At 63.4% G+C, this 25923-nt stretch carries 20 protein-coding genes; 8 read left to right on the top strand and 12 right to left on the bottom strand.

The genetic code is table 11. From position 1 onward, the window contains the following. Nucleotides 1-18: 18 nt before the first annotated feature. The 10 genes from HX851_RS41100 to argH form a co-directional block, all read right to left on the bottom strand. Nucleotides 19-4074 carry a bifunctional nitrate reductase/sulfite reductase flavoprotein subunit alpha gene (locus tag HX851_RS41100; protein WP_177063858.1) on the bottom strand — a complete coding sequence of 1352 codons (4056 nt, stop codon included), beginning with the start codon at nucleotides 4072-4074 and terminating at the stop codon, nucleotides 19-21. A gap of 316 nt (nucleotides 4075-4390) precedes the next feature. Next, nucleotides 4391-5110, bottom strand: coding sequence for an HPP family protein (locus HX851_RS41095; RefSeq protein ID WP_177063857.1), 720 nt, complete (start codon nucleotides 5108-5110; stop codon nucleotides 4391-4393). 157 nt (nucleotides 5111-5267) lie between these two features. After that, nucleotides 5268-6440, bottom strand: coding sequence for an MFS transporter (locus HX851_RS41090; RefSeq protein ID WP_177063856.1), 1173 nt, complete (start codon nucleotides 6438-6440; stop codon nucleotides 5268-5270). 107 nt (nucleotides 6441-6547) lie between these two features. Further along, nucleotides 6548-7903: an MmgE/PrpD family protein gene (locus HX851_RS41085; protein ID WP_177063855.1), complete on the bottom strand. Its 1356-nt coding sequence runs from the start codon at nucleotides 7901-7903 to the stop codon at nucleotides 6548-6550. Between the two features lie 6 nt (nucleotides 7904-7909). After that, nucleotides 7910-8839, bottom strand: a complete 930-nt coding sequence (locus tag HX851_RS41080) for a polysaccharide deacetylase family protein (RefSeq protein ID WP_218170455.1) — start codon at nucleotides 8837-8839, stop codon at nucleotides 7910-7912. Then, nucleotides 8832-9674, bottom strand: a complete 843-nt coding sequence (locus HX851_RS41075; protein WP_177063854.1) for a polysaccharide deacetylase family protein — start codon at nucleotides 9672-9674, stop codon at nucleotides 8832-8834. Before HX851_RS41075 ends, HX851_RS41080 begins: the two co-directional genes overlap by 8 nt. Nucleotides 9675-9703: 29 nt before the next feature. After that, nucleotides 9704-10522, bottom strand: a complete 819-nt coding sequence (locus tag HX851_RS41070; RefSeq protein ID WP_177063853.1) for an ABC transporter substrate-binding protein — start codon at nucleotides 10520-10522, stop codon at nucleotides 9704-9706. Nucleotides 10523-10560: 38 nt separating this feature from the next. After that, nucleotides 10561-11325 (bottom strand): amino acid ABC transporter ATP-binding protein, encoded by a 765-nt coding sequence (locus HX851_RS41065; RefSeq protein WP_177056839.1) that lies wholly within the window; start codon nucleotides 11323-11325, stop codon nucleotides 10561-10563. Between the two features lie 20 nt (nucleotides 11326-11345). Then, entirely contained in the window at nucleotides 11346-12224 is an 879-nt protein-coding gene (locus tag HX851_RS41060; RefSeq protein WP_177056840.1) for an amino acid ABC transporter permease, read from the bottom strand. A gap of 148 nt (nucleotides 12225-12372) precedes the next feature. Continuing rightward, nucleotides 12373-13800 carry an argininosuccinate lyase gene (gene argH / locus HX851_RS41055; protein ID WP_177056841.1) on the bottom strand — a complete coding sequence of 476 codons (1428 nt, stop codon included), beginning with the start codon at nucleotides 13798-13800 and terminating at the stop codon, nucleotides 12373-12375. Nucleotides 13801-14096: 296 nt separating this feature from the next. Between argH and HX851_RS41050 the strand changes: the two genes are divergently transcribed. Next, nucleotides 14097-15062, top strand: coding sequence for a LysR family transcriptional regulator (locus HX851_RS41050; RefSeq protein WP_177063852.1), 966 nt, complete (start codon nucleotides 14097-14099; stop codon nucleotides 15060-15062). Here the strand turns inward: HX851_RS41050 and HX851_RS41045 are convergent. Further along, nucleotides 14967-15341 carry a type VI secretion system contractile sheath small subunit gene (locus HX851_RS41045; protein WP_177063845.1) on the bottom strand — a complete coding sequence of 125 codons (375 nt, stop codon included), beginning with the start codon at nucleotides 15339-15341 and terminating at the stop codon, nucleotides 14967-14969. The two genes, HX851_RS41050 and HX851_RS41045, sit on opposite strands and share 96 nt — an antisense overlap. Nucleotides 15342-15767: 426 nt before the next feature. Beyond that, complete coding sequence (locus tag HX851_RS41040; protein WP_177056843.1) at nucleotides 15768-16682, bottom strand: MurR/RpiR family transcriptional regulator; 915 nt, start codon at nucleotides 16680-16682, stop codon at nucleotides 15768-15770. A gap of 306 nt (nucleotides 16683-16988) precedes the next feature. Between HX851_RS41040 and HX851_RS41035 the strand changes: the two genes are divergently transcribed. The 7 genes from HX851_RS41035 to HX851_RS41005 all read left to right on the top strand — a co-directional run bounded on the left by HX851_RS41035 (nucleotide 16989) and on the right by HX851_RS41005 (nucleotide 25838). After that, on the top strand, nucleotides 16989-18926 hold the full coding sequence (locus HX851_RS41035) for a bifunctional 5-dehydro-2-deoxygluconokinase/5-dehydro-2-deoxyphosphogluconate aldolase (RefSeq protein ID WP_177063851.1): 1938 nt from the start codon (nucleotides 16989-16991) through the stop codon (nucleotides 18924-18926). Nucleotides 18927-19084: 158 nt separating this feature from the next. Then, nucleotides 19085-19978 carry a myo-inosose-2 dehydratase gene (gene iolE, locus HX851_RS41030; protein WP_177063850.1) on the top strand — a complete coding sequence of 298 codons (894 nt, stop codon included), beginning with the start codon at nucleotides 19085-19087 and terminating at the stop codon, nucleotides 19976-19978. Continuing rightward, nucleotides 19975-20784: a 5-deoxy-glucuronate isomerase gene (gene iolB, locus HX851_RS41025; RefSeq protein WP_177063849.1), complete on the top strand. Its 810-nt coding sequence runs from the start codon at nucleotides 19975-19977 to the stop codon at nucleotides 20782-20784. The genes iolE and iolB overlap by 4 nt, the downstream gene beginning before the upstream one ends. 35 nt (nucleotides 20785-20819) lie before the next feature. After that, nucleotides 20820-21644, top strand: a complete 825-nt coding sequence (locus HX851_RS41020; protein ID WP_177063848.1) for a TIM barrel protein — start codon at nucleotides 20820-20822, stop codon at nucleotides 21642-21644. Beyond that, nucleotides 21641-23578 carry a 3D-(3,5/4)-trihydroxycyclohexane-1,2-dione acylhydrolase (decyclizing) gene (gene iolD, locus HX851_RS41015; RefSeq protein WP_177063847.1) on the top strand — a complete coding sequence of 646 codons (1938 nt, stop codon included), beginning with the start codon at nucleotides 21641-21643 and terminating at the stop codon, nucleotides 23576-23578. The genes HX851_RS41020 and iolD overlap by 4 nt, the downstream gene beginning before the upstream one ends. Nucleotides 23579-23617: 39 nt before the next feature. After that, nucleotides 23618-24631, top strand: coding sequence for a bifunctional inositol 2-dehydrogenase/D-chiro-inositol 1-dehydrogenase (iolG, locus tag HX851_RS41010; protein WP_177056849.1), 1014 nt, complete (start codon nucleotides 23618-23620; stop codon nucleotides 24629-24631). A 184-nt stretch (nucleotides 24632-24815) separates the two neighbouring features. Beyond that, entirely contained in the window at nucleotides 24816-25838 is a 1023-nt protein-coding gene (locus HX851_RS41005; protein WP_177063846.1) for a Gfo/Idh/MocA family protein, read from the top strand. Nucleotides 25839-25923 lie beyond the last annotated feature (85 nt).

Below are 25923 nucleotides of genomic sequence, written 5' to 3'. Positions count from 1 at the left end.
TTCAACGCGAGCGAGCATTCAATAGACATCCCGCACATAACGCTTGTCCGCCGCCAGGGCAGTGACATAGGCCACGGCCTCATCGGCATCCAGCCCACCATGGGTGCGCACCACCTGCTTGAGCGCCGCGTCGACATCCCGTGCCATGCGGCTGGCATCGCCGCAGACATAAAAGCCGGCGCCTTCCTCCAACCAGGCCCAGAGCTGCGCGCCTTGTTCGATCATGCGCTGCTGCACGTAGATCTTCTGTGCCTGGTCCCGGGAGAACGCGGTATCGAGCCGGTGCAGGTGGCCTTGTTCACACCACGCTTGCAGCTCTTGTCGGTAATAGAAGTCGCTGGTGGCATGCTGCTCACCGAAGAACAGCCAGTTCTTGCCCGTGGCACCGATAGCCTGGCGTTCCTGCAGAAAAGCGCGGAACGGTGCCACGCCGGTGCCCGGCCCGACCATGATCATCGGCGCGCGGGGATCGGCCGGCGGGCGGAAGTTCGCCGACTTCTGCACGAAGATCGGCACTTGCAGGCCTTCGGCGCGGTCGGCGAGAAAACCCGAGCAACTGCCGGAGCGCGGCTGTCCGGCGTGTTCGTAACGCACGGTGGAGACCGTCAGATGGACCTCGCCGGGGTGCACCTTGGGGCTCGATGAAATGGAATACAGCCTGGGTTGCAGCGGCTTCAGGCAATCCACCAGCTCCTGCGGACTGAGATCGACCTGCAGCTCCCGCAGCAGGTCCGCCGGTTGCCGGCCCCAGAGCCAGTCCTTGAGTTCGGTCTTGTGCTCATCGGCCAGCAGGCGCTTGAGCTGTGTACTGCCGGAGCGCTGGAATACCAGTTGCAGCAGTGCCGGGCTGATCCGCGCGGTTTCCAGGTGGCGGCTGAGGACTTCGGCCAGTGGCATCGGGGTCTGGTCCTTGATCGTGACCACGGCATCGGCCTGCGCCGCCAGGCAGGTCATCAATTGTTCCACCTGCCGCGGGCAGTGGCTGGGCCAGACCCCCAGGGCATCACCGGCCTGATAGTCGAGGCCGCTGTCGCCCAGGTCGAAGACGAACTGACGGGTCTCCTTGCCGGCTTCGGGGCCGCTGAGCAGAAAGTTGTGCTTCAGGCGCGCCGCCAAGGGCTGCTGGCGACTGTAGCGAGGCTTGCCGGTAACCGCAGCGGGCTTTTCGGACAGCGCCGAGTCGAGCTTTTCCAGCCAGGCGCCGGCCGGCTCCTGGTAATCCGGTTCACAATCGACCCGCGGCGCCAGACGCTGCGCCCCGAGGCTGTGCAGGCGCTCATCGAGTTTGCGACCGAAGCCGCAGAACTGGTCATAACTGGAATCGCCGAAGGCCAGCACGGCAAAGCGCAGGTTCGCCAGGCTGGGCGCATTGTCCGCCGCCAATGCCTGCCAGAAACTATTGGCATTGTCCGGCGGGTCGCCGTCGCCGAAGGTGCTGGTCAGCAGCAACGCACGACCGGCCTGGCTCAGTTCCTGGGCCTGGATGCTGTCCATCGACACCAGCCGGACCCGATGGCCTTTCTCTGTCAGGTGTTCGGCAGCCGACTTGGCGAAGGCTTCGACCGTGCCGGTCTGGGACGACCAGAGCAGCAGCAACGGCGGTTCTTCGGCTTGTGACGCTCGACTGGGTGCTGGCTGCATAGTGCTGTCGTCATGACGGGCGAACAGCCCGGCGAGGATGCCTTCGAGGATCAACCGGTTGGCGGGCTGCAGTGGCGCGTTGGCCGGTAGCGCCGGCACGCCCGCCACGGCCTGGCTGCTGCGCAAACCAAGCAGGAAACCCTGCAGGTAGAGGTTCTCGCTAGGGGCCAGTTGAATACTGGGTGGCGTGTCGAGCCCGAGGATCTGGGCCAGGGCTTGGGTCTGCATCGTGTGCGGGGCCTCCGTGCGCGTGGGCAAGGGCAGGGGATCGGGCGTAGGTGTCTCGACCCGACTCAGGGTCACGGCGCTGAACTTGAATTCCGGTTGCAGGGAAATCGGGTCGACGGCATCGCCGGTGACCGCATTGATCGCCAGGTCTTCGCCGTACACATCATTCCAATGGAAGGGCGCGAAGCAGTTGCCGGGCAATACCCGCTCGCTGATCTGTGCCGGCAATACCGCCCGGCCCCGGGCCGAACGGACTTCGACGCGGTCCTTTTCGGCGATCCCCAGACGCGCCGCATCGAGCGGATTGATCTCGACAAAAGGGCCGGGATTGAGCTTGTTCAGGGTGGCGACCTTGCCGGTCTTGGTCAGGGTGTGCCACTGGTGCTGCAAGCGCCCGGTATTGAGCACCATCGGGAAGCGGTCGCCGGGTTGATCGGCCGCCGGCTGCCAGGGCCGGGCGAAAAACATCGCCCTGCCGCTCGCCGTGGGGAACAGCAGGCGCGGGTAACTGCCGTCGGCCGCCGGTTGGCGGGCTTTGCCCAGGCCGTCATTGAGGTAGCGGATCGGGTTGCGGTCATGCAGTTGACCCGGGCCACAGGGCCACTGCAACGGCGTCTGTTCCAGGCGCTCGTAGCTGACACCCCGCAGGTCGTAGCCGGTCTTCGGGTTCCAGGCCCGCTTGATTTCCTCGAACACCTCGGCGGCGCTGGCATAGCTGAACGCTTCGGCATAGCCCATTTCGCAGGCTACCCGGGCGATGATCTGCCAATCGGGCAGGGCCTGGCCCGGCGCATCGACGGCCTTGCGCATCAGGGTCAGGTTGCGTTCGGAGTTGATCATCACGCCCTGGGCCTCGGCCCATAGCGCCGCCGGCAGCAGGATATCGGCATAACCGTTGGTTTCGGTGTCGAGAAAGGCGTCCTGGGCAATCACCAGTTCGGCGGCCTGGAGCCCGGCAATCACCTTCTGCCGATTGGGCAGCGAGGCCACCGGGTTGGTGCAGATGATCCAGCAGGCCTTGACCTTGCCGGCCTGCATGTCCTCGAACAGCGCGACACTGCCGCCGCCCACCGTCTGGCTCAGGCTGCCACGGGGGATTTGCCAGAGGTCTTCGATAAAGTCGCGGTCGGCGGCGACCAGGGCTGAACGCTGGCCGGGCAGCCCGGGGCCCATGTAGCCCATTTCCCGACCGCCCATGGCATTCGGTTGGCCGGTGAGGGAGAACGGACCGCTGCCCGGACGGCAGATCGCCCCGGTGGCCAGGTGCAGGTTGCACAACGCATTGGTGTGCCAGGTGCCATGGGTGCTCTGGTTCAGGCCCATGGTCCAGCAACTCATCCACTCGGCGGCTTCGCCGATCCACTGCGCCGCCTGGCGGATCTGTGCCTCGGGCAGGCCGGTCAGTGTCGCGACCCGATCCGGGCTGTAGTCTTCGAGAAACGCCGGGAGCGCTTCCCAGCCCTCGGTAAAGGCGGCGATGAATTGCGGGTCGGTATGACCGTTTTTCAGCAGCAGGTGCAGCAGACCATTGAGCAAGGCGAGGTCGCTGCCCGGCTTGATCTGCAGGAACAGGTCGGCCTTGTCGGCGGTAGCGTTGCGCCGTGGGTCGACGACGATCAGGCGGGCCCCGGACTTGAGGCGATCCATCAGGCGCAGGAACAGGATCGGATGACAATCGGCCATGTTCGCACCGATGACAAAGAACAGATTGGCCTTGTCGAAATCCTGGTAGGAGCCCGGCGGCCCATCGGCGCCCAGCGACAGCTTGTAGCCGGCTCCGGCGCTGGCCATGCACAGGCGCGAGTTGGACTCGATCATATTGGTGCGGACAAAGCCCTTGGCCAGCTTGTTGGCCAGGTACTGGGCTTCCAGGGACATCTGCCCGGAGACATAAAAGGACAATGCATCGGGGCCGTGCTCCTCGAGGATGGCCTTGAGGCGGCGGGCGGTTTCACTGATGGCCTGGTCCATGCCCACCTGGCCCGGATCGCGTTTGCGCTCATGGCGGACAAAGGCCTGCGCCATCCGCCCGGAATGGTTCAGCGGCTGGGCGCAGGTGCTGCCTTTGGTGCAGAGACGCCCGAAGTTGGTCGGGTGTTGCTTGTCGCCGCTGACCTTGATCACCTGATTGTCGCGGACCTCCATGACGATGCCGCAGCCGACACCGCAATAAGGACACACGCTGCGCACGGTGGTATGGGTCATGGTTTCCCCCGCAGTTTCCCGGAAATGAAAAAGGCGCTGTGTCGCACTCCGTCGAAACGGGGCAACACGGCGCCTTTGTCGTGAAATCAGCCGTCAGCGTTGACGGTGGTTGTTCCGGTGACTGCAAGGCTCGCGCCAAGTAGTCGGATCTTGTACCGGGCAGCAGAGCGCCTTCGCGGGCAAGCCCGCTTCCACAGGGACATCGCGGTCGTTGTGGGAGCGGGCTTGCCCGCGAATAGTGCTCGCACCACGGGGCTCAAGTTGCACCGTGTGCGACTGCGCAACCCGGTATTCGCCCCAGCTTGGGGCAAAAAGCTCAGCGTCTGGCGGAAAATACCTCGCCGATGCTGCGACGTTTCGCCTGGGCTTCGCAGGTGATGATCAGTTGCTCCAGATCCTCGGGGGTGACATCGATGAACTCTTCCATCTGCGCCAGGGCTTGCTCCAGGTCCGCGCGGGTGATGCCCGGCGACTCGCCCGGCGTATGGCTGGCGAGAAAGGTACCCGGCGGTTCGATATGCACCTTGGGGTAACGCACCCGTGTCAGGTTGTTGTAGCCGATGGCAATCAGCAACAGGCACACCGCCGAGAGCATCACCGGCTCCACGACCTGCCAGCCCAGCGCCACGGTGTCCGGATCGGCGATCACCATCAGCAGGGCCAGGGCGCCGGCCGGCGGATGCAGGCAACGCAACAGGCACATCGCCAGAAGCGCGAGGCCCACCGCCAGGCTGGCGCTGCCCAGGCTACGGTCGAGAAAGTGCACCACCAGCAGCGACACCAGCGTGGCACAGCCGTAGCTGCCGAGGATCGACCAGGGCTGGGCCAGGGCGCCCGATGAAACGGCGAACAACAACACCGCCGAGGCCCCCAGCGGGCCGATCAGGTGCAGCGCCACCGGCAGGCCGAACAGCTGGGCACAGGCCCAGACGCTGAACAGGGTGCCGAGGGAAACCCCGATAGCGGCGCGACTCCATTCGCTGGGGCGGGTGTTGAGGGCGGTAGGCAACAGGCGGCGTGACCAGCGGGCAAGCATGGCGAGAACGATCCAATTCGGTTTCGACGGGAAAAAAGAAGGGCTTGTGCGCGTGGCGCAAAGCCCTTTCAAAGTTCCAACATTTGGGGGAGGAACCGGCACAGTGTGCCGCTCGATCGAACCTTTGGATAATTCATAATAATGCGCTTCAAGTGCATTATTTTTGCAGTGAAGGAATGCCCCGGCCGGCGAGGAAACACAGGCAGCCGCCCAGTGCCGTGAGGCCGCTGAGCACATAGAACATGGTGGTGGCCGGTGTATTGATCAGCAGGTAGCCGCAGATCACCGGGCTCAGGGCTCCGCCCAGGGCCGCCAGGTTCTGCGCGCCGAGGTAGCTGCCACGCAGGTTTTCCGGGGCTATGGTGTCGATGAACAGATACTCCGCCGGGTAGATGATCATTTCGCCGAGGGTGAAGATGAACATCGCGATGCACCAGGACACCAGGTTGGTGGCGTAGCTGAAGCCGATCAGGCCGATGATGAAGAAGGTGGTGCCGACGCCGATCCAGTAGCGCAGTTGTTCGCGCTTGAGAAAGCGGCCGATCTGGTACTGCAGCAGGATCACGCTGATGGCGTTGCAGGCGAGAATCGCCGACATGGTGGTCAGGGCGTCCTGGTTGCTGTGGGTGACCAGCAGGAACTGCGACAGGTACAGGGTATAGCGGCCATGGACGATGGTGTTGAGCAGGCTGCCGCAGGTGAACATGATCAGGGTGCGGTCGCCGCGCAGGGTCGACAGGGTGCCGAGAAAGCTCGCCGGCTTGCCGATCAGGGCCTGGGCGTGAGGGGCGATGCCGAACATCAGGAACATGCTGGAGAAGGCGATCCCGGCGGCGATCAGGAACGGTGCCAGCGGCTGGACCCCGGCGATGACCACGCCGAGCATGGGGCCGGTGGCATAGCCGACATTGGTCAGGGTGTAGCGCAGCGAGAACACCTTGGCCCGCTGGCCCATGGGCAGGTTTTCGCTGATGATCGCCTTGGAGCCGATCAGGAACAGCGCCGAGGCGGTTTCGGTGATGATCAGGGTCAGGGTGGTCAGGTACAGGTTCTGGGCAAAGGTCAGCAGGGTGAAGCCGATGGCGCTGGAGAGCATGGCCAGGATCAGCAGCCGACGCTTTTCCAGGCGGTCGATGACATAACCGCCGTAGAGCGACATCAGGGTCGCGATAAACACTGCGATGCCCAGTAGCAGACCGACATCCTGCTGGTTCAGGCCCAGCTTCCTGCTGAGGAACAGGGTCAGCAGCGGACTGGTGATTGCACGGCTGACGACGATGGTCACGGAACAGATCATCAACCGACGGATAACGAGGGAATAGGTGGCCACAGTAGTGCTTATGTCCTTGTTGTTTTTTTCGGCGTTTCACCACGAAATGCCGTCGTGCATGGCCTTTGCAGGAGCCGGCTTGCCGGCTCCTGCAAAGTTGTGTTTCGTCAGAAAAAATCGTCTTCAACCAGGATGCCGACCGACTCCAGCTCTTCCAGTCGCCACAACCTCTCCAGCAAAGCTTCGGCCCGTGCCCTGGGCATCGCCCGGGTCGCCAGGCTGAAAAACTTCTCTTGCAGGCCGTCGTCGCTCAACGGGTTGCCCGGCGCCCCTAGCGGTACCTCGACACAGAGCCGTGCCTCGCGCCCATCGGTGGTGCACAGCGTCACCCACGGTTCGCCGTCGTCGGACAGCTGCGGATCGACTTCCAGGTGGATCCGTGACATCCACTGGGCGATCTGCGGCGACCGGCGGTTTTCCTCGCCATAAGCCTCCAGTCGCACATGACCGAATGCCAGGCGTGCCGCCAGGGCGTACGGCAGGCTCATCTGCGCGCCGGCCAGCGAGCTGGCGTCGCGCCCGCCGCACATGTTCTCGAGGAAGCCGCACAGCGAGACGTGAACGTTCTCGACCTCGCAGGCCTCGACCTGCAATTGCCCGAGCAGCATGCCCACCGCATCGATAGCCGAATGGGTGCCCCGGCAGGAGGCATAAGGTTTGATCGAGCAGCGCGCGAGCTTCCAGATTTGCCCCAGCCCATCCTCCAGCGCCGCGGGCCGCGCCTGTTCCCCGGCCAGGGTGCGCAGGAAACCGCCCCAGACATCGTCGAACACCCGGCCCGGCCCGCTGATGCCCTCGCGGGCGAAACGCGCCGCGAGCAATCCGCCTTCGGCGGCGCGGCCGCTGTGCAGGCGCTTGCTCTGCGAGCCGTCGTGGATAAAGGCCCACAGTCCGCCGCTGAAACTGGCGGCAATGCCCAGCGCCGAAGCCATCCGTGCCGGATCGAGGCCGAGGATCCGCCCGCAGGCCGCTGCCGCGCCGAACACCCCGCAGGTCGCGGTGGAGTGCCAGCCGCTGCCGTTGTGCTGCTCGTAACCGCCGCAAGCCTCCAGGACCCGGCGGCCGACCTCGTAGCCGATCACCACCGCGCAGATCAGTTGCTTGCCGCTGACCGGCTCGCGACAGGTACTGACGGCAGCCATCACCGCCGGCAGCACCACCGCGCCGGAGTGATCGCAGCCGCCGGTATCGTCCAGCTCCAGGGCATGGGCCGCGATACCGTTGAGCAGCGCGGCCTGGCTGGCCTGGGTGCGCAGGTCGCTGCCCCAGATGGGCGAACGACCCTCACCGGCCAGGTCCAGGGCCCGGCGCACGCCGAGCGCGACCTCGCTGTCGGCCCCGGCCAGGGCCGCGCCAAAGGTGTCGAGGATATGTCGCTTGGCTTGTTCCACCAGGGCAACGGGCAGGTCTTCGAAGCGACTCTCGACACAAAAGCGCGCGAGGCGCTGCAGGCGTTCGCTCATGGCAGGTCAGTCCTGTGCGGGCAGGTAGGTTCGGTAGTGCCGCTCGTAGACCGCGGCCGGATGGTCCTCGGTCATCGGCGCCGCGTTCTGCGACCACCATTGGGCGACCTCTTGCGCAGTGGCGATCCACACATCCTGGTGCTGCCGGATCCCCTGGAGCAGCTCGCGCAGTACACCGATACGACCCGGCGTGGCGATGATTTCCGGGTGCAGGCGCAATACGTAGCACAGGCCGAAGCGGTGGAAACCGGCAAAGTCCATCTGCATATTGCCCAGGGTATGGCTGTAGGAAGCGATCCGCGATTGTGCCGGCGGCACCGCGGGGCTGAGGTTGAAGGCGAAGTAGGGCTCGTCTTCCAGCTCATAGTGCAGCGGCAGCTCGATCAACCGTGGGGCGGTCGGATGGGCGAACGGCAGATCGTCGCCGCGCCATGACGACGACCAGTGGATCCCTTGCTCCTGCAGAGCCTCGGTAAAACCCGGCAGCCAGTTACCGGCGGGAATCCGGAAGCCTCGCGGCCGCTGCCCGGTCAAGGTCGCCAGGGCCTCGCAACCCTGGACCAGCGCCGCCCGCTGCTCGGCCAGGCTGAGCAGATCGTAGTTCTGGTGGCGATAACCGGCACAGGCGATCTCATGGCCGCCGGCGAGGATCGCCTGGATATGCGCCGGGTGCTCCTCGGCGACGATGCCTGGAATGCACCAGCTGCTGCGCACCTGCAACTCGTCGAACAGGCCGAGCAGGCGCTCGACCCCGCGCTGGCTGCCATAGCGCCAGACCGACAGGGTCTTGTCGCGCCCGGCGACCTGCGGGGCCTGGGTGAGGATGCCGTGGATATCGTTGTAATCGACGGTGATCACCACCGCGCTGCGATACGGTGCGGGCCAGGGGCTCTGGAAAGCGGGCTTTGACACTACCGTGCGTTGGAACTCAGCCATGATGATGCTCCTTGAGCCACCATTGGGCGACCTCGCGGCAGGTGGCGAACCAGACGTCATCGCGCTGGCGCATATGTTCGAACAGCCGTTCGAGCAACAGCAGGCGCCCCGGCTTGCCGGTGATCTTGGGATGGAACAGGGTGGTCAGGCACAGGCCTTCGTCCGCGGCGCCATTGAACTCCCGGCACCAGTTATCGAGGGTCAGCTCGTAGCTGGCGGTGCGATCCAGCCCGGATGGAAAGTCCGGCCCGCGGGTGTAGGCGATGGAGGCGTAGTCGTCCATCTCCCAGCGACCGGGAATCTCCACCAGCGGCTGGCGGTGACCGGGCACATTCACCAGGTACGGCCGGTCATCTCCGCGCATGCTGCTGGAGTAGGTCACGCCGGCTTCCACCAGCATTGCCGGGGTCTCGGCATGCCAGTCGCCGGACGGCGTGCGAAAGCCCTCGGCGCGGATATGCAGGTGTTGCCAGAACACCTCGCGGCATTTCTTCATCACGTCCTTCTGCTGGTCCAGCGAAAGGGCGTAAAAGGATTCGTGCTTGTAGCCGTGGTAGGCCACCTCATGTCCACGTTCAATGATCGCCTGGCACTGGCGCGGCCAGTTTTCCACGACCCAGGCCGGGACGAAGAAAGTGGTCGGCAGGCGAAACTCTTCCAGCAGGTCCAGCAGGCGCGGCAATGCCCGGTAAGGGCCATAGCCGCCAAAGCCGAAGTACTCGGGCTTGTGCCAGATCGAGTCGTCGAGCATGGCATCGCCGGTCGGACCGTCGAGGTCGAAGGCCAGGGCCAGGCAGGCTTTGTGCCCGCCTGGCCAGGTCGGTGTCGGGGACATGGGGGGCTATTCCTTCTCTACACCAGCGGTTACTGGCCTTTGTTGACTGAGACGGTGTCGATCGCGCCCACCGTCAGTTCCCATTTCTTCAGGATGGCCTGGTAGCTGCCGTCGGCGATCATGCTCTGCAGGGCGGCCTGGATGGCGTCACGCAGTTGCTGGTTTTCCTTGCTCACGCCGATCCCGGTGAACTGCACGGTCATCGGCGTGCCGATGATCTTGAAGGTGTTCTTTTCCTGGGTGGCCAGGTACGGCAGGGTCTCGCTGCCTTGCACGGCGGCATTGATGCGGCTCTGGCGCAGTTGCGCGCGGGCGTCGGCGGAACCTTCGGTGCCGATGACCTTGATCTGCTTGTCAGCCGGGCAGTTGGCGCTGCTCCAGGCGGCGATTTCCGCCGGGAAGGTGGTACGGCGACTGGTACCGACGGTCTTGCCGCAGATATCGGTCATCTGGTTGATGTCCTTGTTCTTCTCCAGGGTGTAGAACTGCGAGCCGCTGGTGAAGTAGTCGACGAAATCCACGGCCTTCTGGCGTTCGGCGGTGTCGGTCATGCCTGACAGCACGATGTCCACGCGCTTGGTGGTCAGGGCGTTGACCATCTGCTCGAAGGAGGTTTCCTGCCATTTCATCTTCACGCCCAGGCGCTCGGCCAGGGCGTTGCCCAGGTCGTAGTCGACCCCGGTGAGTTCGTTGGTGGCCGGGTCCTTGAAGTCCATCGGCGGGTAGTTGGGCATGATCGCCGCGACGATTTCGCCCTTGGCCTTGATGCTGGCTGGCAATTCGGCGGCCCAGGTGAAGCTGGAAGCCATCAGGCCGGCGAGTACTGCTGGGATTACGTAATTCTTCATGGTCGTTCTCTTATGAGTGTTGTGAGGTTCAGTTGAACCTAGGTTCGAACGGCAGAAATGAAGCTTTGGGTGCGAGGGTTCTGTGGACTTATTAGTATTTCTTCGGGGCTTCCTTCCTCCACGATCTGCCCGCCGTCCATGAACACCATGCGGTTCGAGACTTCGCGTGCGAAGCCCAGTTCATGGGTGACGACGATCATGGTCATGCCGGTGCGCGCCAGATCGCGCATCACCGACAGCACCTCACCGACCAGTTCCGGGTCGAGTGCCGAAGTGGGTTCATCGAACAGCATCAGCTTGGGCCGCATCGCCAGGGCCCGGGCGATGGCCACCCGTTGCTGCTGGCCGCCGGACAGCTCGATGGGGTAGCTGTTGCGCTTGTCGGCCAGGCCGACCCGGGCCAGCAGTTCCAGGGCTTCCTCGACGGACTCCTTGGGCGAGCGGCGCAGGACCTGGACCGGACCTTCGATGATGTTTTCCAGCACGGTCATGTGCGGGAACAGGTTGAAGCGCTGGAACACCATGCCGGTGGCCAGGCGCTGGCGGGCGATCTGCGCTTCGTTGAGCTCGTGCAGCTTGTTGCCGGCAATACGGTAGCCGACCAGTTCGCCGTCGACCCAGAGGCCGCCCTTGTCGATCTTTTCCAACTGGTTGACGCAACGCAGCAGGGTGCTCTTGCCGGAACCGGACGGGCCGATGATGCACAGCACTTCGCCTTGTTCGACTTCGATGCTGACGTCCTTGAGGGCGTGGAACGAGTCGTAGTATTTGTTCAGGCTCACGGCCTTGACGATGCTTCTCATGTTCGAATTCTCCAGGACGCTTACGAACGCTTGCCGGCGCCGCGGGCGAATCGGCGTTCCAGACGGCTTTGACCAAAGGACAGGACGGTGATGGCCAGCAGGTACCAGATACCGGCAACCATCAGCAGCTCCATCACACGGGCGTTGGCGTAGTAGATGTTCTGGGCGTTGTAGAGCAGTTCCGAATACTGGATCACGCTCGCCAGACTGGTCGCCTTGACCATGCTGATGAACTCGTTGCCCACCGGCGGGATGATGATGCGCATGGCCTGGGGCAGGATGATCCGACGCAGGGCCTGCAGGCGCGGCATGCCGATGGACTTGGCCGCTTCATACTGGCCGGTGTCCACGGACAGCAGGCCGGCACGTACCACTTCGGCGGTGTAGGCGCCCTGGTTGATGCTCAGGCCCAGGAGTGCCGCGACGAACGGGGTCATCAGGCTGACGGTGTCGAGCTGGAACAGTCCGGGAATGCCGACGGTGGGGAAGATCAGCGCCAGGTTGAACCACAGCAGCAACTGCAGGATCAGCGGTGTGCCACGGAACAGCCAGGTGTAGGTGATCGCCACGTAGCGCAGGATCGGGTTGCTCGACATGCGCATGATCGCAGTGATCACGCCGAAGACAATGCCCAGGATCATGGCGAGGACGGCCATGATCAGGGTATTGAGCAGGCCGGTCAGGATCGACTTGGCGGTGAAGAACTGGCCGATATAGGCCCATTCGATCTGGCCGTTGGCAAAGGCGCGGACCAGTCCGACCAGGGCGATGACGATCACCGTGGCGAAGAAGATCCGCCCGTAGTAACGCCGGGGCACGTGCTCGTACTGGGTAATGTCGAACTGGTTCTCGGCCTGCTTGCGCTCGGCGAGGAGGCGTTCTGCCTGGGTCTGGCTCATGGTGTTTCTCCATGTGGGAGCGGGCTTGCCCGCGAAGGCGATCTCAGGATCGCCAAAAGCTTCGCGGGCAAGCCCGCTCCCACAATGTCATGTGTTTCTACAGTGTTGTCTGTGTTCCCACAGCGTTATATAGCGCGGCTCAACACGCTCAGAGACGATAGCCGCTGTACTCGGACGCCCACTGCGCTTGCGCAGCCAGGGCGGTTTTCAACCGGGCAATCTGCTCGCGAACCTGTTGCGGCGCGGTGCCGCCCCAACCACTGCGGGCATTGATGGCGGCTTCGAGCGTCAGGCTGTCGCGCACTTGCGGGGTCAGGCGGCTGTCGATCTCGGCCAGCAGGGCCGGGCTGGCATCCCAGAGTTCGATATCCCGGGCTTCGCAGGCCTTGACCAGCGCCCCGGTGATTTCATGGGCTTCCTTGAACGGTACGCCACGCACCGCCAGCCAGTCGGCCACTTCGGTGGCCAGGGTGAAGCCCAGGGGGGCCTGGCGCCGCAGTTCCTCGACATTGACGGTCATGGTCGCGACCATCCCGGCCATGGCCGGCAGCACCAGCAGCAGGGTGTCGACACTGTCGAGCACGCCGTTCTTGTCTTCGCTCAGGTCGCGGTTGTAGGACAGCGGCAGGGACTTGAGGGTCGACAGCAGACCAGTCAGGTTACCGATCAGGCGACCGGCCTTGCCCCGTGCCAGCTCGGCGATATCCGGGTTTTTCTTCTGCGGCATGATCGAACTGCCGGTAGCGTAGGCGTCGTCCAGGGCAACCCAGCGGAACTGGCGCGACGACCACAGGCAGAACTCTTCGGCCAGGCGCGAGATATTGATCCCGAGCATGCTGGCGACAAACAGGAACTCGGCGACATGGTCACGGCTGGCGACGGCATCGATGGAGTTCTCGCACACGCCGTTGTAACCCATTTCCCGGGCCGACTGCTGTGGCTGGCGAGCGATGGCGGAACCGGCCATGGCGGCGGCGCCCAGGGGTGACAGCGCGGTGCGGGCATCCCAGTCCACCAGGCGCTGGACGTCGCGCAGCATGGCTTGCGCATGGGCCAGCAGGTGGTGGGCGAAAACGATCGGTTGGGCCTGCTGCAGGTGGGTGAAACCGGGGCAGATGCTCTCGACATGCTGCTCGGCCTGTTCGACCAGCGCCTGTTGCAACGCCAGTACTTCCACCGCCAGGGTCCGTACATGATCGCGCAGGAACAGGCGCAGGTCGTTGGCGGTCTGGTCGTTGCGCGAACGTCCGGCGCGCAGCTTGCCGCCCAGGGCGCCAAGGCGCTCGGTCAGCAGGCGTTCGATAAAGGTATGCACGTCCTCATCGTCGAGGGTCGGTGCGATGCGGCCGGCCTGGAAGTCCTCGCCGATCACATGAAGCGCCTCGACCATGATCCGGGTTTCCTGCTCGTCGAGCAGGCCGGCGCGCTGCAATTCATGGGCGTGGGCCCGGGAGCCTGCGAGGTCGTAGGGCGTCAGGCGGAAGTAGCGCTCCGGGCAACGCGACAAGGCGGCCAGGGCGGCGGACGGACCGCTCTTGAAACGGGCTCCCCAGAGACGATCGGTGGCTTGGGTCATTGTTGTTTTCCTCACGCAGATTGAGTGTTCAAGGCAGGACCGCAGCGAGCGTTCGGGCGGGGCGAAGCCAGCCGGAAGCGGGATGGGTCATGCCGTTTTCAGGAGGGCAGTTGCAAGTGAAAGGAACTGATCGAAGTGTCAGTTTTTAAACGCGTACAATCAGCGAGTTGTCGCTGATTTGCAGAAATTGATTGTGGTTGCCAAGCCTTGTTTTCTGTGTTCATTATTATTGACCGGCTATGTTCTTGTTGTGGGACAAATCCTGGTGAATAGGCGGTTTGAGGTCAATAAGCATTATGGAAACCCAACTTTCCACTTCTGGAAACCCATCGGCAAAACCCGGCCAGAGAGCGCCGTTGGCCCTCAGCGGGCTGGATTTCAAATTGCTCAAGGTATTCAAGGCGGTGGTCGAGGCCGGAGGCTTCAGTGCTGCGCAGAATGAGCTGAATGTGGGGCTCGCGGCCATCAGCAAGCAGATTTCCGACCTGGAGATCCGCATCGGCATGCGCCTCTGCACGCGCGGTCGGGAAGGTTTCTGTCTGACCGAAGAGGGGAGTCTGGTGTATCAGGCCTCCATCGAGTTATTTGCCTCGGTGGACAAGTTTCGTGATCGGCTTAGTTCAGCACAGAATGAACTGGTCGGTGATCTTAGTGTTGGAGTCGTGGATAACACTATTTCCGATCTTAACTCACCGTTAGTTGCGGCGTTGCGAATCATCAACGATGAATCGCCGAAAGTAAGATTTCGCCTGCACGCGGCACAACTGGATGAAGTCGAACGTGGCGTGGTCGAAGGACGATTTGTTGCCGGGATCGTGCCGGTGTATCAGAAAAGAGAGGAGTTCGATTACTTCTCCCTGTATGAGGAACTGTCCGAGGCTTACTGCGGTGTCGGGCATCCGTTGTTCGATCTCGACGATGGATTGATCGACCGGGATGTGCTGCGTAACCATGCCTTCGTCAATCACCGTTATGCGATTCACCGGGACAAGCTCGACTTTGTCGGCCACGACAGTTATTCGGCCTCCGCTTCCCAGGTCGAGGCCGTGGCGATGTTGATCCAGACCGGGCGTTTTGTCGGCTTCCTGCCGCAGCATTACGCCACCCCGCTGGTCAACCGGGGGCAGTTGCGGGCGCTGCGGCCGGAGACCATCTGCTTCAGCACCTCATTCAACCTGATCCTGCGCCACAACACGGCGCGCGGTCCCTTGATCAAGGCTTTCGCCCAGGCCCTGGGCGTGGATCTCAAGGCGCCGGTCTAGGTTGCCCCGCGGGTTGAGCAGCCAGTGGCCGGCGCTCTCGCGAACCTGTTTGCCGAGGATCCGTTCGTGGATTTCATTGTTGAACAGCAGTCCTTCGATGACACGGCGGTAGTCCGGGTCATCGGCCAATGGCCCCTTGAACGCCACCAGCGCATCGCGCAATTCCATCAGTCCGCTCAATGGCGGCGGGACAGCGGTTCCCGCAGGCGCGAGCCTGGCTGGTAGTTGCACTTGCGACGGGGGACAGGCCGATATCTGCGGACGGTTTTTCTTGCTCATGGACGCTTCCTTGCCAACTGCGGCGGCATCAGGTCAGAGGGGGCGTGCGTGTCGCGACAGAACTGGAAGTGGCGTGCGTTCAGCAGCGCAAACTCGCGTTTCAAGTTCGAACAGTCGACGGATTTATTGTAAATCAGCGATTCGCGTGGGGTTGGCTGCGCGGGGCTTTTAGTGCCCGTCATATTTACGGGTTTATACGTAGGAACTTTCTAGTTTTTTGCAGGGGTGTAGGTTTAAGCCAGACTGGAAAGTGGGAAACCGTGCAGTCGAGAAAGGAATGTTCTGCTGCATCCGAGTTTCGGGTCAGTATGCAAAACATGAACTGTCGGAATAATCCTTCGTTAGTACCGGCAGTGCTAATGTTCTTACATAAAAACCTCGTGTAACACCTTGTTACCAGAGGCTTTTTTAGCACGAGAGAAACCCTCAGTCCTCGAACCCGACCTGCTCATGGATTTCATCCATCTTCAGTTCCAGCCGGTAGGCCACGGCAATGAACAGTGCCTGGCACAGGCACAGCGTGGCGCTCAGGGAGCGGAAGGCGAAGGAACTGCCCTCATTGACCAGCAACACCGTATTGGCCCGCTTGGCCAGGGGCGACAGATTGCTGTCGGTGATGATCAGGGTCTTGGCCTGGTGGTGCTGGGCAATGCGCAGGCAGTGCTGGGTTTCCTTGCCATAGGGCGTGAAGCTGATGGCGATCACCAGGTCGTTGGCCCGCACGCTGCGCATCTGCTCGCGGTAGCTGCCGCCCAGCCCGGACACCAGGTGGATGCGCTTGTTGGTGTGTTGCAGGTTGTAGACCAGGTAGTCGGCCACGGCGAACGAGCGGCGCACGCCGACCACATAGATATTGTCGGCGTTGACCACCAGGTCCACGGCCTTTTCGAACGCTTCATCGTCGAGCTCCAGGCCCAGCCGCTCGATCCCCGACAGCGTGGCGTTGACGCACTCGCGCGCCAGGTCGCCGCCGCTGGCTTTCTGCGACTTGTTGGCAATCATGCTGCGGATGCGTTGCTGGTAGTTCTGTACCGGCGTGGTCTTGTGGGTATAGGCCTCGCGGAACAGCGCCTGCATTTCGCTGAAGCCGCTGAAGCCGAAGCGCTGGGAAAAGCGCACGATCGCCGAGGGATGCACTTCGCATTCGCGGGCGATATCGCTGATCCGATCGACCATGATCCGGTCACTCTGCTGGCTCATGTAGCTGGCGATACGCTTGAGCTGGCGGGGCAGGTCCTCGTACTCCTCGGTGATCAGTTGCAACAGGCGTTCGGCATTGATCGGGGGGCTGGGGAGGTCGCCGACAGGCGAGGTCGAAGCCGGCTGATCGGTGCTGGACATAGTGAATCCTTCTGGCTTGTTCTTTTAGGGCAGGGCATGTGTCCGGCCCTTGACAATAGGTTGGCTTGCGCAGTCTACAGGGTAGGCGCAAAAAAAAGCGTCGCCATGGGGACCGGCGGCCGGGCTGAATCGATGCACCCTGACCGGAGTGACTTTGTTGGAGCTTATTGGAAAAAATATTCTACATAAAAAATATATAGAAAAAATATTGATTGGCTCCGCCAGACGTTTTAGTCTGCATCCACCAAGCGTGTGTCTCGCCGCTCGGGCGAGGGGCGCCGACTGATAAAAATAACAGGAGCCAGCATGGGCCAGACTCGTTTTGCCAATGGGCGTCAATTGGATCTGATCTGCCTCGGACGCCTGGGCGTCGATCTTTACGCGCAACAGGTCGGTGCACGGTTGGAGGATGTGAGCAGCTTCGCCAAGTACCTCGGCGGCTCTTCCGCCAACATTGCCTTCGGGACCGCCCGCCTGGGACTCAAGTCAGCCATGTTGAGCCGGGTCGGCGACGATCACATGGGCCGCTTCCTCCTGGAGTCCCTGGCCCGCGAAGGCTGTGATGTCAGTGGCATCACCGTCGACCCGCAACGCCTGACCGCCCTGGTCCTGCTCGGGATCAAGGACCGCGAAACCTTCCCCCTGGTGTTCTACCGGGAAAACTGCGCCGATATGGCACTGCGTGCCGAAGACATTGCCGAAAGCTTTATCGCTTCGAGCAAATCCCTGCTGATCACCGGCACGCATTTCTCCACCGAAGGGGTCTACAACGCCAGCGTCCAGGCCCTCGACTACGCCGAGAAGCATCAGGTCAGGCGTGTGCTCGACATCGACTACCGCCCGGTGCTCTGGGGCCTGGCCGGCAAGGCTGACGGTGAAACCCGCTTTGTCGCCGACCAGCAGGTCAGTGCCCATGTACAGAAGATCCTGCCGCGCTTCGACCTGATCGTCGGGACCGAAGAGGAGTTCCTGATCGCCGGCGGCTCGACCGACTTGCTCGCGGCCTTGCGCCGGGTACGCGAACTGACTGCCGCGACCCTGGTGGTCAAGCTCGGCCCGCAAGGTTGCACGGTGATCCACGGGGCGATTCCGGCCCGCCTGGAAGACGGTGCGATCTATCCGGGCGTGCGGGTTGAAGTGCTGAATGTGCTGGGGGCCGGCGATGCTTTCATGGCCGGTTTCCTCAGTGGCTGGCTGGAAGGTGCCGACGACGAACAATGCTGTCGCCTGGCCAATGCCTGCGGTGGCCTGGTGGTTTCCCGGCATGCCTGCGCCCCGGCGATGCCGACCCGGGCCGAACTGGATTACCTGTTCAGCAGCCCGGTGCCGATTACCCGGCCTGACCAGGACCTGTTGCTGCAACGCCTGCATCAGGTCAGCGTGCCGCGCAAATCCTGGAAGCAACTGTTCATCTTTGCCTTCGATCATCGCGGGCAACTGGTGGAGCTGGCGCAGCAGGGCGGGCGCGATCCGGCCTGTATCAGTCATCTCAAGCAACTGTTCATCCAGGCGGTGGAGCGGGTCGAGGCCGATCTGCAAGACCAGGGCGTGGCGGCGGATATCGGCCTGCTGGCGGACCAGCGCTTTGGCCAGGACGCCCTCAATGCCGCGACCGGGCGTGGCTGGTGGGTCGCGCGTCCGGTGGAAGTCCAGGGTTCGCGGCCGCTGGCGTTCGAGCACGGGCGCTCCGTCGGCAGCAACCTGATCGGTTGGCCCCGGGAGCAGATCATCAAGTGCCTGGTGCAATACCATCCCGATGACGAGCCGATGCTGCGCCTGGAACAGGAAGCGCAGATCCTCGGGCTGTACCAGGCATCCCAGGTCAGTGGTCATGAGCTGCTGCTGGAGATCATCCCGCCCAAGGATCATCCTTCGTCCCATCCCGATGTGCTCTATCGCGCGCTCAAGCGCCTGTACAACCTGGGCATCTTCCCGGCCTGGTGGAAGATCGAGGCGCAGAGCGCAGAGGAGTGGCAGCGTCTCGATGCCCTGATCCAGGAGCGCGACCCGTACTGCCGTGGCGTCGTCCTGCTCGGCCTCAATGCACCGGCCGAGGCCCTTGCCGAAGGCTTTCGCCAGGCCCGTAGCAGCAGCACCTGTCGCGGATTCGCGGTCGGTCGTACGATCCACCATGAGCCGAGCCGGGCCTGGCTGGCGGGGGAAATCGACGACGAAGGGCTGATTCGCGCGGTGCAGGCGATTTTCGTGCAGTTGATCGATGCCTGGCGTGAAGCCAGGGCCTGAGATGGAAACCAATTTGATGATCGTTCCCACGTTCCGCGTGGTAACGCAGCCATGGACGCTCCGCGTCCAGTGACGCAGAGCGTCACGATATGCATTCCCACGCGGAGCGTGGGAACGATCGAGAAGCGTCTGTTGAACAACAAGAAAAGGTGCAGTCCATGCCCGCTATCCGTATTGGCATCAACCCGATTTCCTGGAGCAATGACGACTTGCCTTCCCTCGGCGGCGAAACGCCCCTGAGCACCGCCTTGAGCGAAGGCCAGGCCATCGGCTACGAGGGCTTCGAACTCAACGGCAAGTTTCCCAAGGATGCCAAGGGGGTCGGCGATGTCCTGCGTCCTTATGGCCTGGCCCTGGTCTCAGGCTGGTACTCCAGCCGTCTGGCACAGCGTTGCGCCGCCGAGGAAATCGACGCCATCGCCAGCCATGTCGAGTTGCTGGCACAGAACGGCGCCAAGGTGCTGGTCTACGGTGAAGTCGCCGACTCGATCCAGGGCCAGCGCATCCGCCTGGTCGAACGGCCACGCTTTCACACTGAACAGGCCTGGCAGGTCTACGCCGACAAACTCACCGAACTGGCGCGGTTCACCTTGTCCCGGGGCGTACGCCTGGCCTACCACCATCACATGGGCGCCTATGTCGAGTCGCCGACGGACATCGATACCCTGATGCGCCTGACCGGCCCGGAAGTCGGCCTGCTGTTCGATTCGGGGCACTGCTACATGGGTGGTGGCGAACCGCTGGATGTCCTGCGCAAGCATATCGGGCGCATCTGCCACGTGCATTTCAAGGATGTGCGCAAGCCGGTGGTGCAACTGGCGCGCAACCAACTCTGGAGTTTCCCGGACTGCATCATCAACGGCACCTTCACCGTGCCGGGCGACGGCGATATCGATTTTGCCGCGTTGCTCGATGTGTTGCTGGCCGCCGGCTATCAGGGCTGGCTGGTGGTCGAGGCGGAGCAGGATCCGGCGGTGGCACCGAGTTACGCCTACGCGAAAAAAGGCTATGACACCCTGCGGGCACTGCTCAACGAGAGGATCGCGCCATGAATCTGCTGGTCAAGAGTTCACCCCGTGGCCAACAGATGGTCGCCTTGCCCGCCGGCGCCCTGGAGTACGTGGGATTCGCCGCCTATCGCCTGAGCCTGGGTGAAAGCCTGCCGGTCAGCGCCGATGACCGCGAGCTGTGCCTGGTGCTGCTGTCCGGGCGGGTCGATATCCAGGGCGAGACGCCGGGGCAGGGTGCCTTTCACTGGGACAATATCGGTGAACGTCATTCGGTGTTCGAGGACAAGTCGCCCTATGCCGCGTACCTGCCGCCCCACAGTCAAGCCAGGATTACTGCCTTGAGCGATGTGCAGATCGCCGTCTGCGCGGCACCGGGCTCGGCGTCCGCGACGCTGCCGGCACGCCTGATCCGACCCGAAGGCATGAAGCGCAGCGTGCGCGGCAAGGGCGCCAATACCCGTTATGTCTGCGACATTCTGCCCGACAGTGAACCGGCGCATTCACTGCTGGTGGTCGAGGTGCGCACGCCGTCGGGGCATTCTTCCAGCTACCCGCCGCACAAACACGACACCGACGACCTGCCGCACCAGAGCTTCCTGGAGGAAACCTACTACCACCAGGTCAACCCGCCCCAGGGCTTTGTCTTCCAGCGGGTCTACACCGACGACCGCAGCCTCGACCAGGCCATGGCCGTGGAGAACAGCGACCTGGTGGTGGTGCCCAAGGGATATCACCCGGTCAGCGTGCCGTACGGCTACGAGTCCTATTACCTGAACGTGATGGCCGGCCCCAAGCGCGTCTGGCAGTTCCACAACGACCCGCAACACGCCTGGTTGATGGACCTCTGACGAATGCCAGCCCTTGCCCACGGAGAACAACAATAATGCGCCAGCCCCTGCGTTTCGCCCTGAATCGTATGGTTGCCCCACGTCTTGCCTTGGCGGACTTCATCGCCCTGGCGGTCGGCCTCGGGGCCGATGCCATCGAGATCCGCAACGACCTCGCGGGCATCGAGATCGAGGACGGCAGTTCGCCCCGGGACATTCGCCGCCTGTGTGCCGCGCAAGGCCTGCGGGTACTGTCCATCAACGCCCTGTATCCCTTTGATGTCTGGAATGACGAGCGCCGTGCCCAGGCCATCCGGCTGGCGAGTTATGCCCATGACTGTGGGGCCGAGGCGCTGGTCATGTGCCCGTTGAACGACCGTGCCGACCCACGCAATGCCGCCGAACGCGCCACGGGCTTGCGCACGGCATTGAGCGAACTGGCGCCGATCCTGCGCGAATACGGCATTCTCGGTTTTATCGAGCCACTGGGCTTCGAGGAGTGCTCATTGCGGCGCAAACGCCAGGCGGTGGATGCCATCAAGGCCATTGGCGGGCTGGATGTGTTCCGCCTGGTCCACGACACCTTTCATCACCACCTGGCGGGCGAGGAGGAATTTTTCCCCGAACTGACCGGTCTGGTGCACATCTCCGGCGTTGAGGATGCCCAGGCACCACTGGCGACCATTCGTGATGGCCATCGGGTCCTGGTGGGCGAGGCGGATATTCTCGGTAACGCCACGCAGATCCGTCACTTGCTCGCCAATGGCTACAACGGGCACCTGTCCTTCGAACCGTTCGCCGAGAGCGTTCACGGCCTGGAGGATATCCGCCGGGCCCTGGGCGCGAGCATGGATCATCTGAACAGCAAGGTGGCTGCATGAGCACGACACGACTGACCATGGCCCAGGCCCTGGTGAAATTCCTCGATAACCAGTATGTCGAGGTCGACGGGGTACAGAGCAAGTTCGTTGCCGGGGTCTTCACCATTTTCGGTCACGGCAATGTCCTCGGCCTGGGCCAGGCGCTGGAGCAGGACAGCGGCGGTCTGGTGGTGCACCAGGGCCGCAACGAGCAGGGCATGGCCCATGCCGCCATCGGTTTCGCCAAGCAGCACCTGCGGCGCCGGATCTACGCCTGCACGTCGTCCGTCGGGCCAGGGGCGGCGAACATGCTGACCGCGGCCGCCACGGCCACCGCCAACCGCATCCCGCTGTTGCTGCTGCCGGGGGATGTCTATGCCAGTCGCCAGCCCGACCCGGTGCTGCAGCAGATCGAACAGTTCCACGACCTGAGCATCAGTACCAACGACGCGTTCAAGGCCGTGAGCAAATACTGGGACCGGATCAACCGTCCGGAACAGCTGATGAGCGCGGCGATCCAGGCCATGCGCGTGCTCACCGATCCGGCGGAAACCGGCGCGGTGACCCTGGCCTTGCCCCAGGATGTCCAGGCCGAGGCCTATGACTACCCGGACTATTTCCTGCAGAAACGCGTGCATCGCATCGAGCGCCGGCCGGCCAGCGAAGCCATGCTCGACGACGCCGTGGCCCTGCTCAAGGGCAAGCGCACACCGCTGATCATCTGTGGCGGCGGAGTGCGTTACTCCGGCGCCGGTGCGGCTTTGCAGGCCTTTGCCGAGCGTTTCGACATTCCCTTCGCCGAGACCCAGGCAGGCAAGAGCGCGATCGTTTCGGCGCACCCGCTGAACGTCGGCGGCATCGGCGAGACCGGCTGCCTGGCGGCCAACCTGCTGGCCCGGGATGCCGACCTGATCATCGGCATCGGTACCCGCTACAGCGACTTCACCACATCGTCGAAATGGCTGTTCCAGCATCCGCAGGTCGAGTTCCTCAACCTCAATATCAGTCCCTGCGATGCCGTGAAACTCGATGGCGTGCAACTGCTGGCCGACGCCCGCTGCGGTCTGCAGGCGCTGTCCGCGGCCCTGGCCGACTCGGGCTACCGCTCCGGCTGGGGAGACCGGCCGCAACAGGCCAGGGCACGGCTCGACGAGGAAATCGAACGGGTCTACCAGGTCGAGTACCAGGCCACGGACTTCGTCCCGGAGGTCAACGATCACACCGATCCGGCGGTGCTGCGCGAGTTTATCGAGCTGACCGGTTCCTGCCTGACCCAGAGCCGGGTGCTCGGCGTACTCAACCAGACCCTGGCCGACGATGCGGTGATCGTCGCCGCGGCCGGCAGCCTGCCGGGCGACCTGCAACGGGCGTGGCGCAGCAAGGGGATCAATACCTACCACGTCGAATATGGCTATTCGTGCATGGGGTACGAGATCAATGCCGCGCTGGGGGTGAAACTCGCCGAGCCGGCACGCGAGGTCTACGCTCTGGTCGGCGATGGTTCCTACCTGATGCTGCACTCGGAACTGGCGACCTCGATCCAGGAGCGACGCAAGATCAATGTGATCCTGCTCGACAACATGAGCTTCGGCTGCATCAACAACTTGCAGATGGGCAACGGCATGGACAGCTTCGGCACCGAGTTCCGCTATCGCAATCCGCAGACCGGCCAGCTCGACGGCGGCTTCGTGCCGGTGGACTTCGCCATGAGTGCCGCCGCCTATGGCTGCAAGAGCTACAAGGTCAGCACCCTCGAACAGTTGCACGCGGCCCTGGCCGATGCGCGCTTGCAGACGGTGTCGACCCTGATCGATATCAAGGTCCTGCCCAAGACCATGATCCATTCCTACCTGTCCTGGTGGCGGGTCGGCGTGGCGCAGGTGTCCACCAGCGAACGCACCGATGCGGTGGCGAAAAACCTCAATGCCCAGTTGGCGAAAGCCCGGCAGTACTGATTGCAGACCCTCAACAAGAGCATAAACGGGAGTATTTCCATGTCGTCCTTGAAGCTTGGCGTGATCGGCACCGGAGCCATCGGCCGTGATCATATCCGTCGCTGCAGCCAGACCCTGCTGGGCAGCCAGGTGGTGGCGGTCACCGATATCGACCTGGAACAGGCGGCCCGGGTCGTGGCCGAGCTAAACCTGGTCGCCGAGGTCTATCCCGACGGTCATGCGCTGATCAAGGCGCCGGAGGTCGAAGCGGTGCTGGTGACATCCTGGGGGCCGAGCCACGAAGAGTTTGTCCTGGCGGCGATTGCCGCCGGCAAGCCGGTGTTCTGCGAAAAACCCCTGGCCGTGACCGCCTCCGGTTGCCGCAAGATCGTCGAAGCCGAGGTCGCCCATGGCAAGCGCCTGGTCCAGGTCGGCTTCATGCGCCCCTACGACCAGGGCTACCAGGCCCTCAAGGCGGTGATCGACAGCGGCCAGATCGGTGAACCGCTGATGCTGCATTGCGCTCACCGCAACCCGACCGTGGGCGAGAACTACAAGACCGACATGGCGATCACCGACACCCTGATCCATGAACTGGACGTGTTGCGCTGGCTGCTGGCCGACGACTACGTCTCGGTGCAGGTGGTGTTCCCGCGCAAGTCGCCCAAGGCCTTCCCTCATCTCAAGGACCCGCAGATCGTCTTGCTGGAGACGGCGCGCGGTACGCGAATCGATGTCGAGGTCTTCGTCAACTGCCAGTACGGCTACGACATCCAGTGCGAAGTGGTCGGGGAAACCGGTATCGCCCGGTTGCCGGAGCCGTCCCAGGTACAGTTGCGCAGCCAGGCCAAGCTGTCCAACGCGATCCTGATGGACTGGAAGGACCGCTTTATCGCCGCCTATGACGTCGAGTTGCAGGCCTTTATCGATGGTGTGCGGGGCGGGCAGGTTGGCGGACCATCGGCCTGGGACGGGTTTGCCGCGGCGGTGGCGGCGGATGCCTGTATCGAAGCGCAGAACAGTGGCGCCATCGTACGGATCGGCTTGCCACCAAGGCCGGCATTCTATAACTGATCCGGGGCCTTGTGCTGGCAGGCCTGACCTCTTCGCGGGCAAGCCCGCTCCCACAAGGGTTGTGTCGCACGCTTGACTCATGTTCGACACGGATACTGCGGGAGCGGGCTGCCCGCGAAGGCGATGTCATGAACACCGCAAAAATCGCGGTCGACCCGCATTCCCTCATGCAAAGGAGCTTGTCATGCGTATAGGACTCGTCGGCTACGGCCATGGCGGCCGTTATTTCCATGGGCCGTTGCTGGCCAGCCTGACGGGGGCGACCTTTGTCGGTGTGGTCAGTCGCGATGCCGGGCGACGCCGTCAGCTGGCCGCCGATCATCCCGGCCTGCCAGCGTTCGACAACCTGGCGCAACTGGTCGAGGCCGGTATCGATATCGCGGTGATCTGCACGCCACTCGCCGGTCGCCGGGAACTGATCCTCGAAGCCATCGAACGGGGTGTCGGCGTGGTCAGCGACAAGCCTTTCGCCGTCGATGCCGGCGAGGCCGAGGAGCTGATCCGGGCCGCACGGGACAAGGGCGTGCTGCTCAGCGTCTACCAGAACCGCCGTTGGGATTCCGACTTCCTTACCGTGCGCAAAATGCTTGCCGCCAACGCCTTGGGCCGGATCAGCCGTTTCGAATCGCGGATTGAGCGTTATGCCCCGGCCAGCGTCGGCGATCCCGGTGGTGGGGGAATCCTGCGTGATTTCGGCAGTCACCTGGTGGACCAGGCGCTGCTACTGTTCGGTCCGGTGGCACGGGTCTATGCCGAGGTGGATTTCCTCGCCGCTCACGGGGGACTCGATGATGATTTCTTTCTGTCACTGAGCCATCGCAACGGGGTGGTTTCGCACCTGTGGGGCAATGCCGTGCAGAATCTGCCGGGACCGCGTTTTCGCGTCACCGGCGAGTCCGGCAGCTACAGCGTCACGGGCCTGGATGTGCAGAGCGAGGCGCTGCTGGCCGGGCGCTCGCCAAAGACCGAGGGCGAACGCTGGGGGGTGGAAGAACACCGTAACTGGGGCTGGTTCGAGCAAGGCCGCGAACGTGAAAAGGTGCCGTCCGAGCGCGGCAACTGGCCAGAGTTCTACCGCCAGCTACAGGAGGCGGTGGCCGGACGCGGACCCGTGCCGGTGTTGCCTGAAGACGCGCTGGAAACCACCCGGGTGCTGGATGCCGCGCGGCTCAGCGCGCAAGAGTCCAGGGTGGTGCGGTTGGATTAGTAGTGCCTGTGCCGGTCTCATCGCTGGCAAGCCAGCTCCCACAGAGTCCGAGTACGACTCAAATCCTGTAATTGGATGGACTCGC

This window comes from Pseudomonas gingeri, from assembly GCF_013385635.1.
In the GTDB taxonomy this organism is placed as follows: Bacteria; Pseudomonadota; Gammaproteobacteria; order Pseudomonadales; family Pseudomonadaceae; genus Aquipseudomonas; species Aquipseudomonas gingeri_A.
Note: the sequence above shows the minus strand (reverse complement) of the source record. Positions and strands in the feature narration are given on the sequence as shown.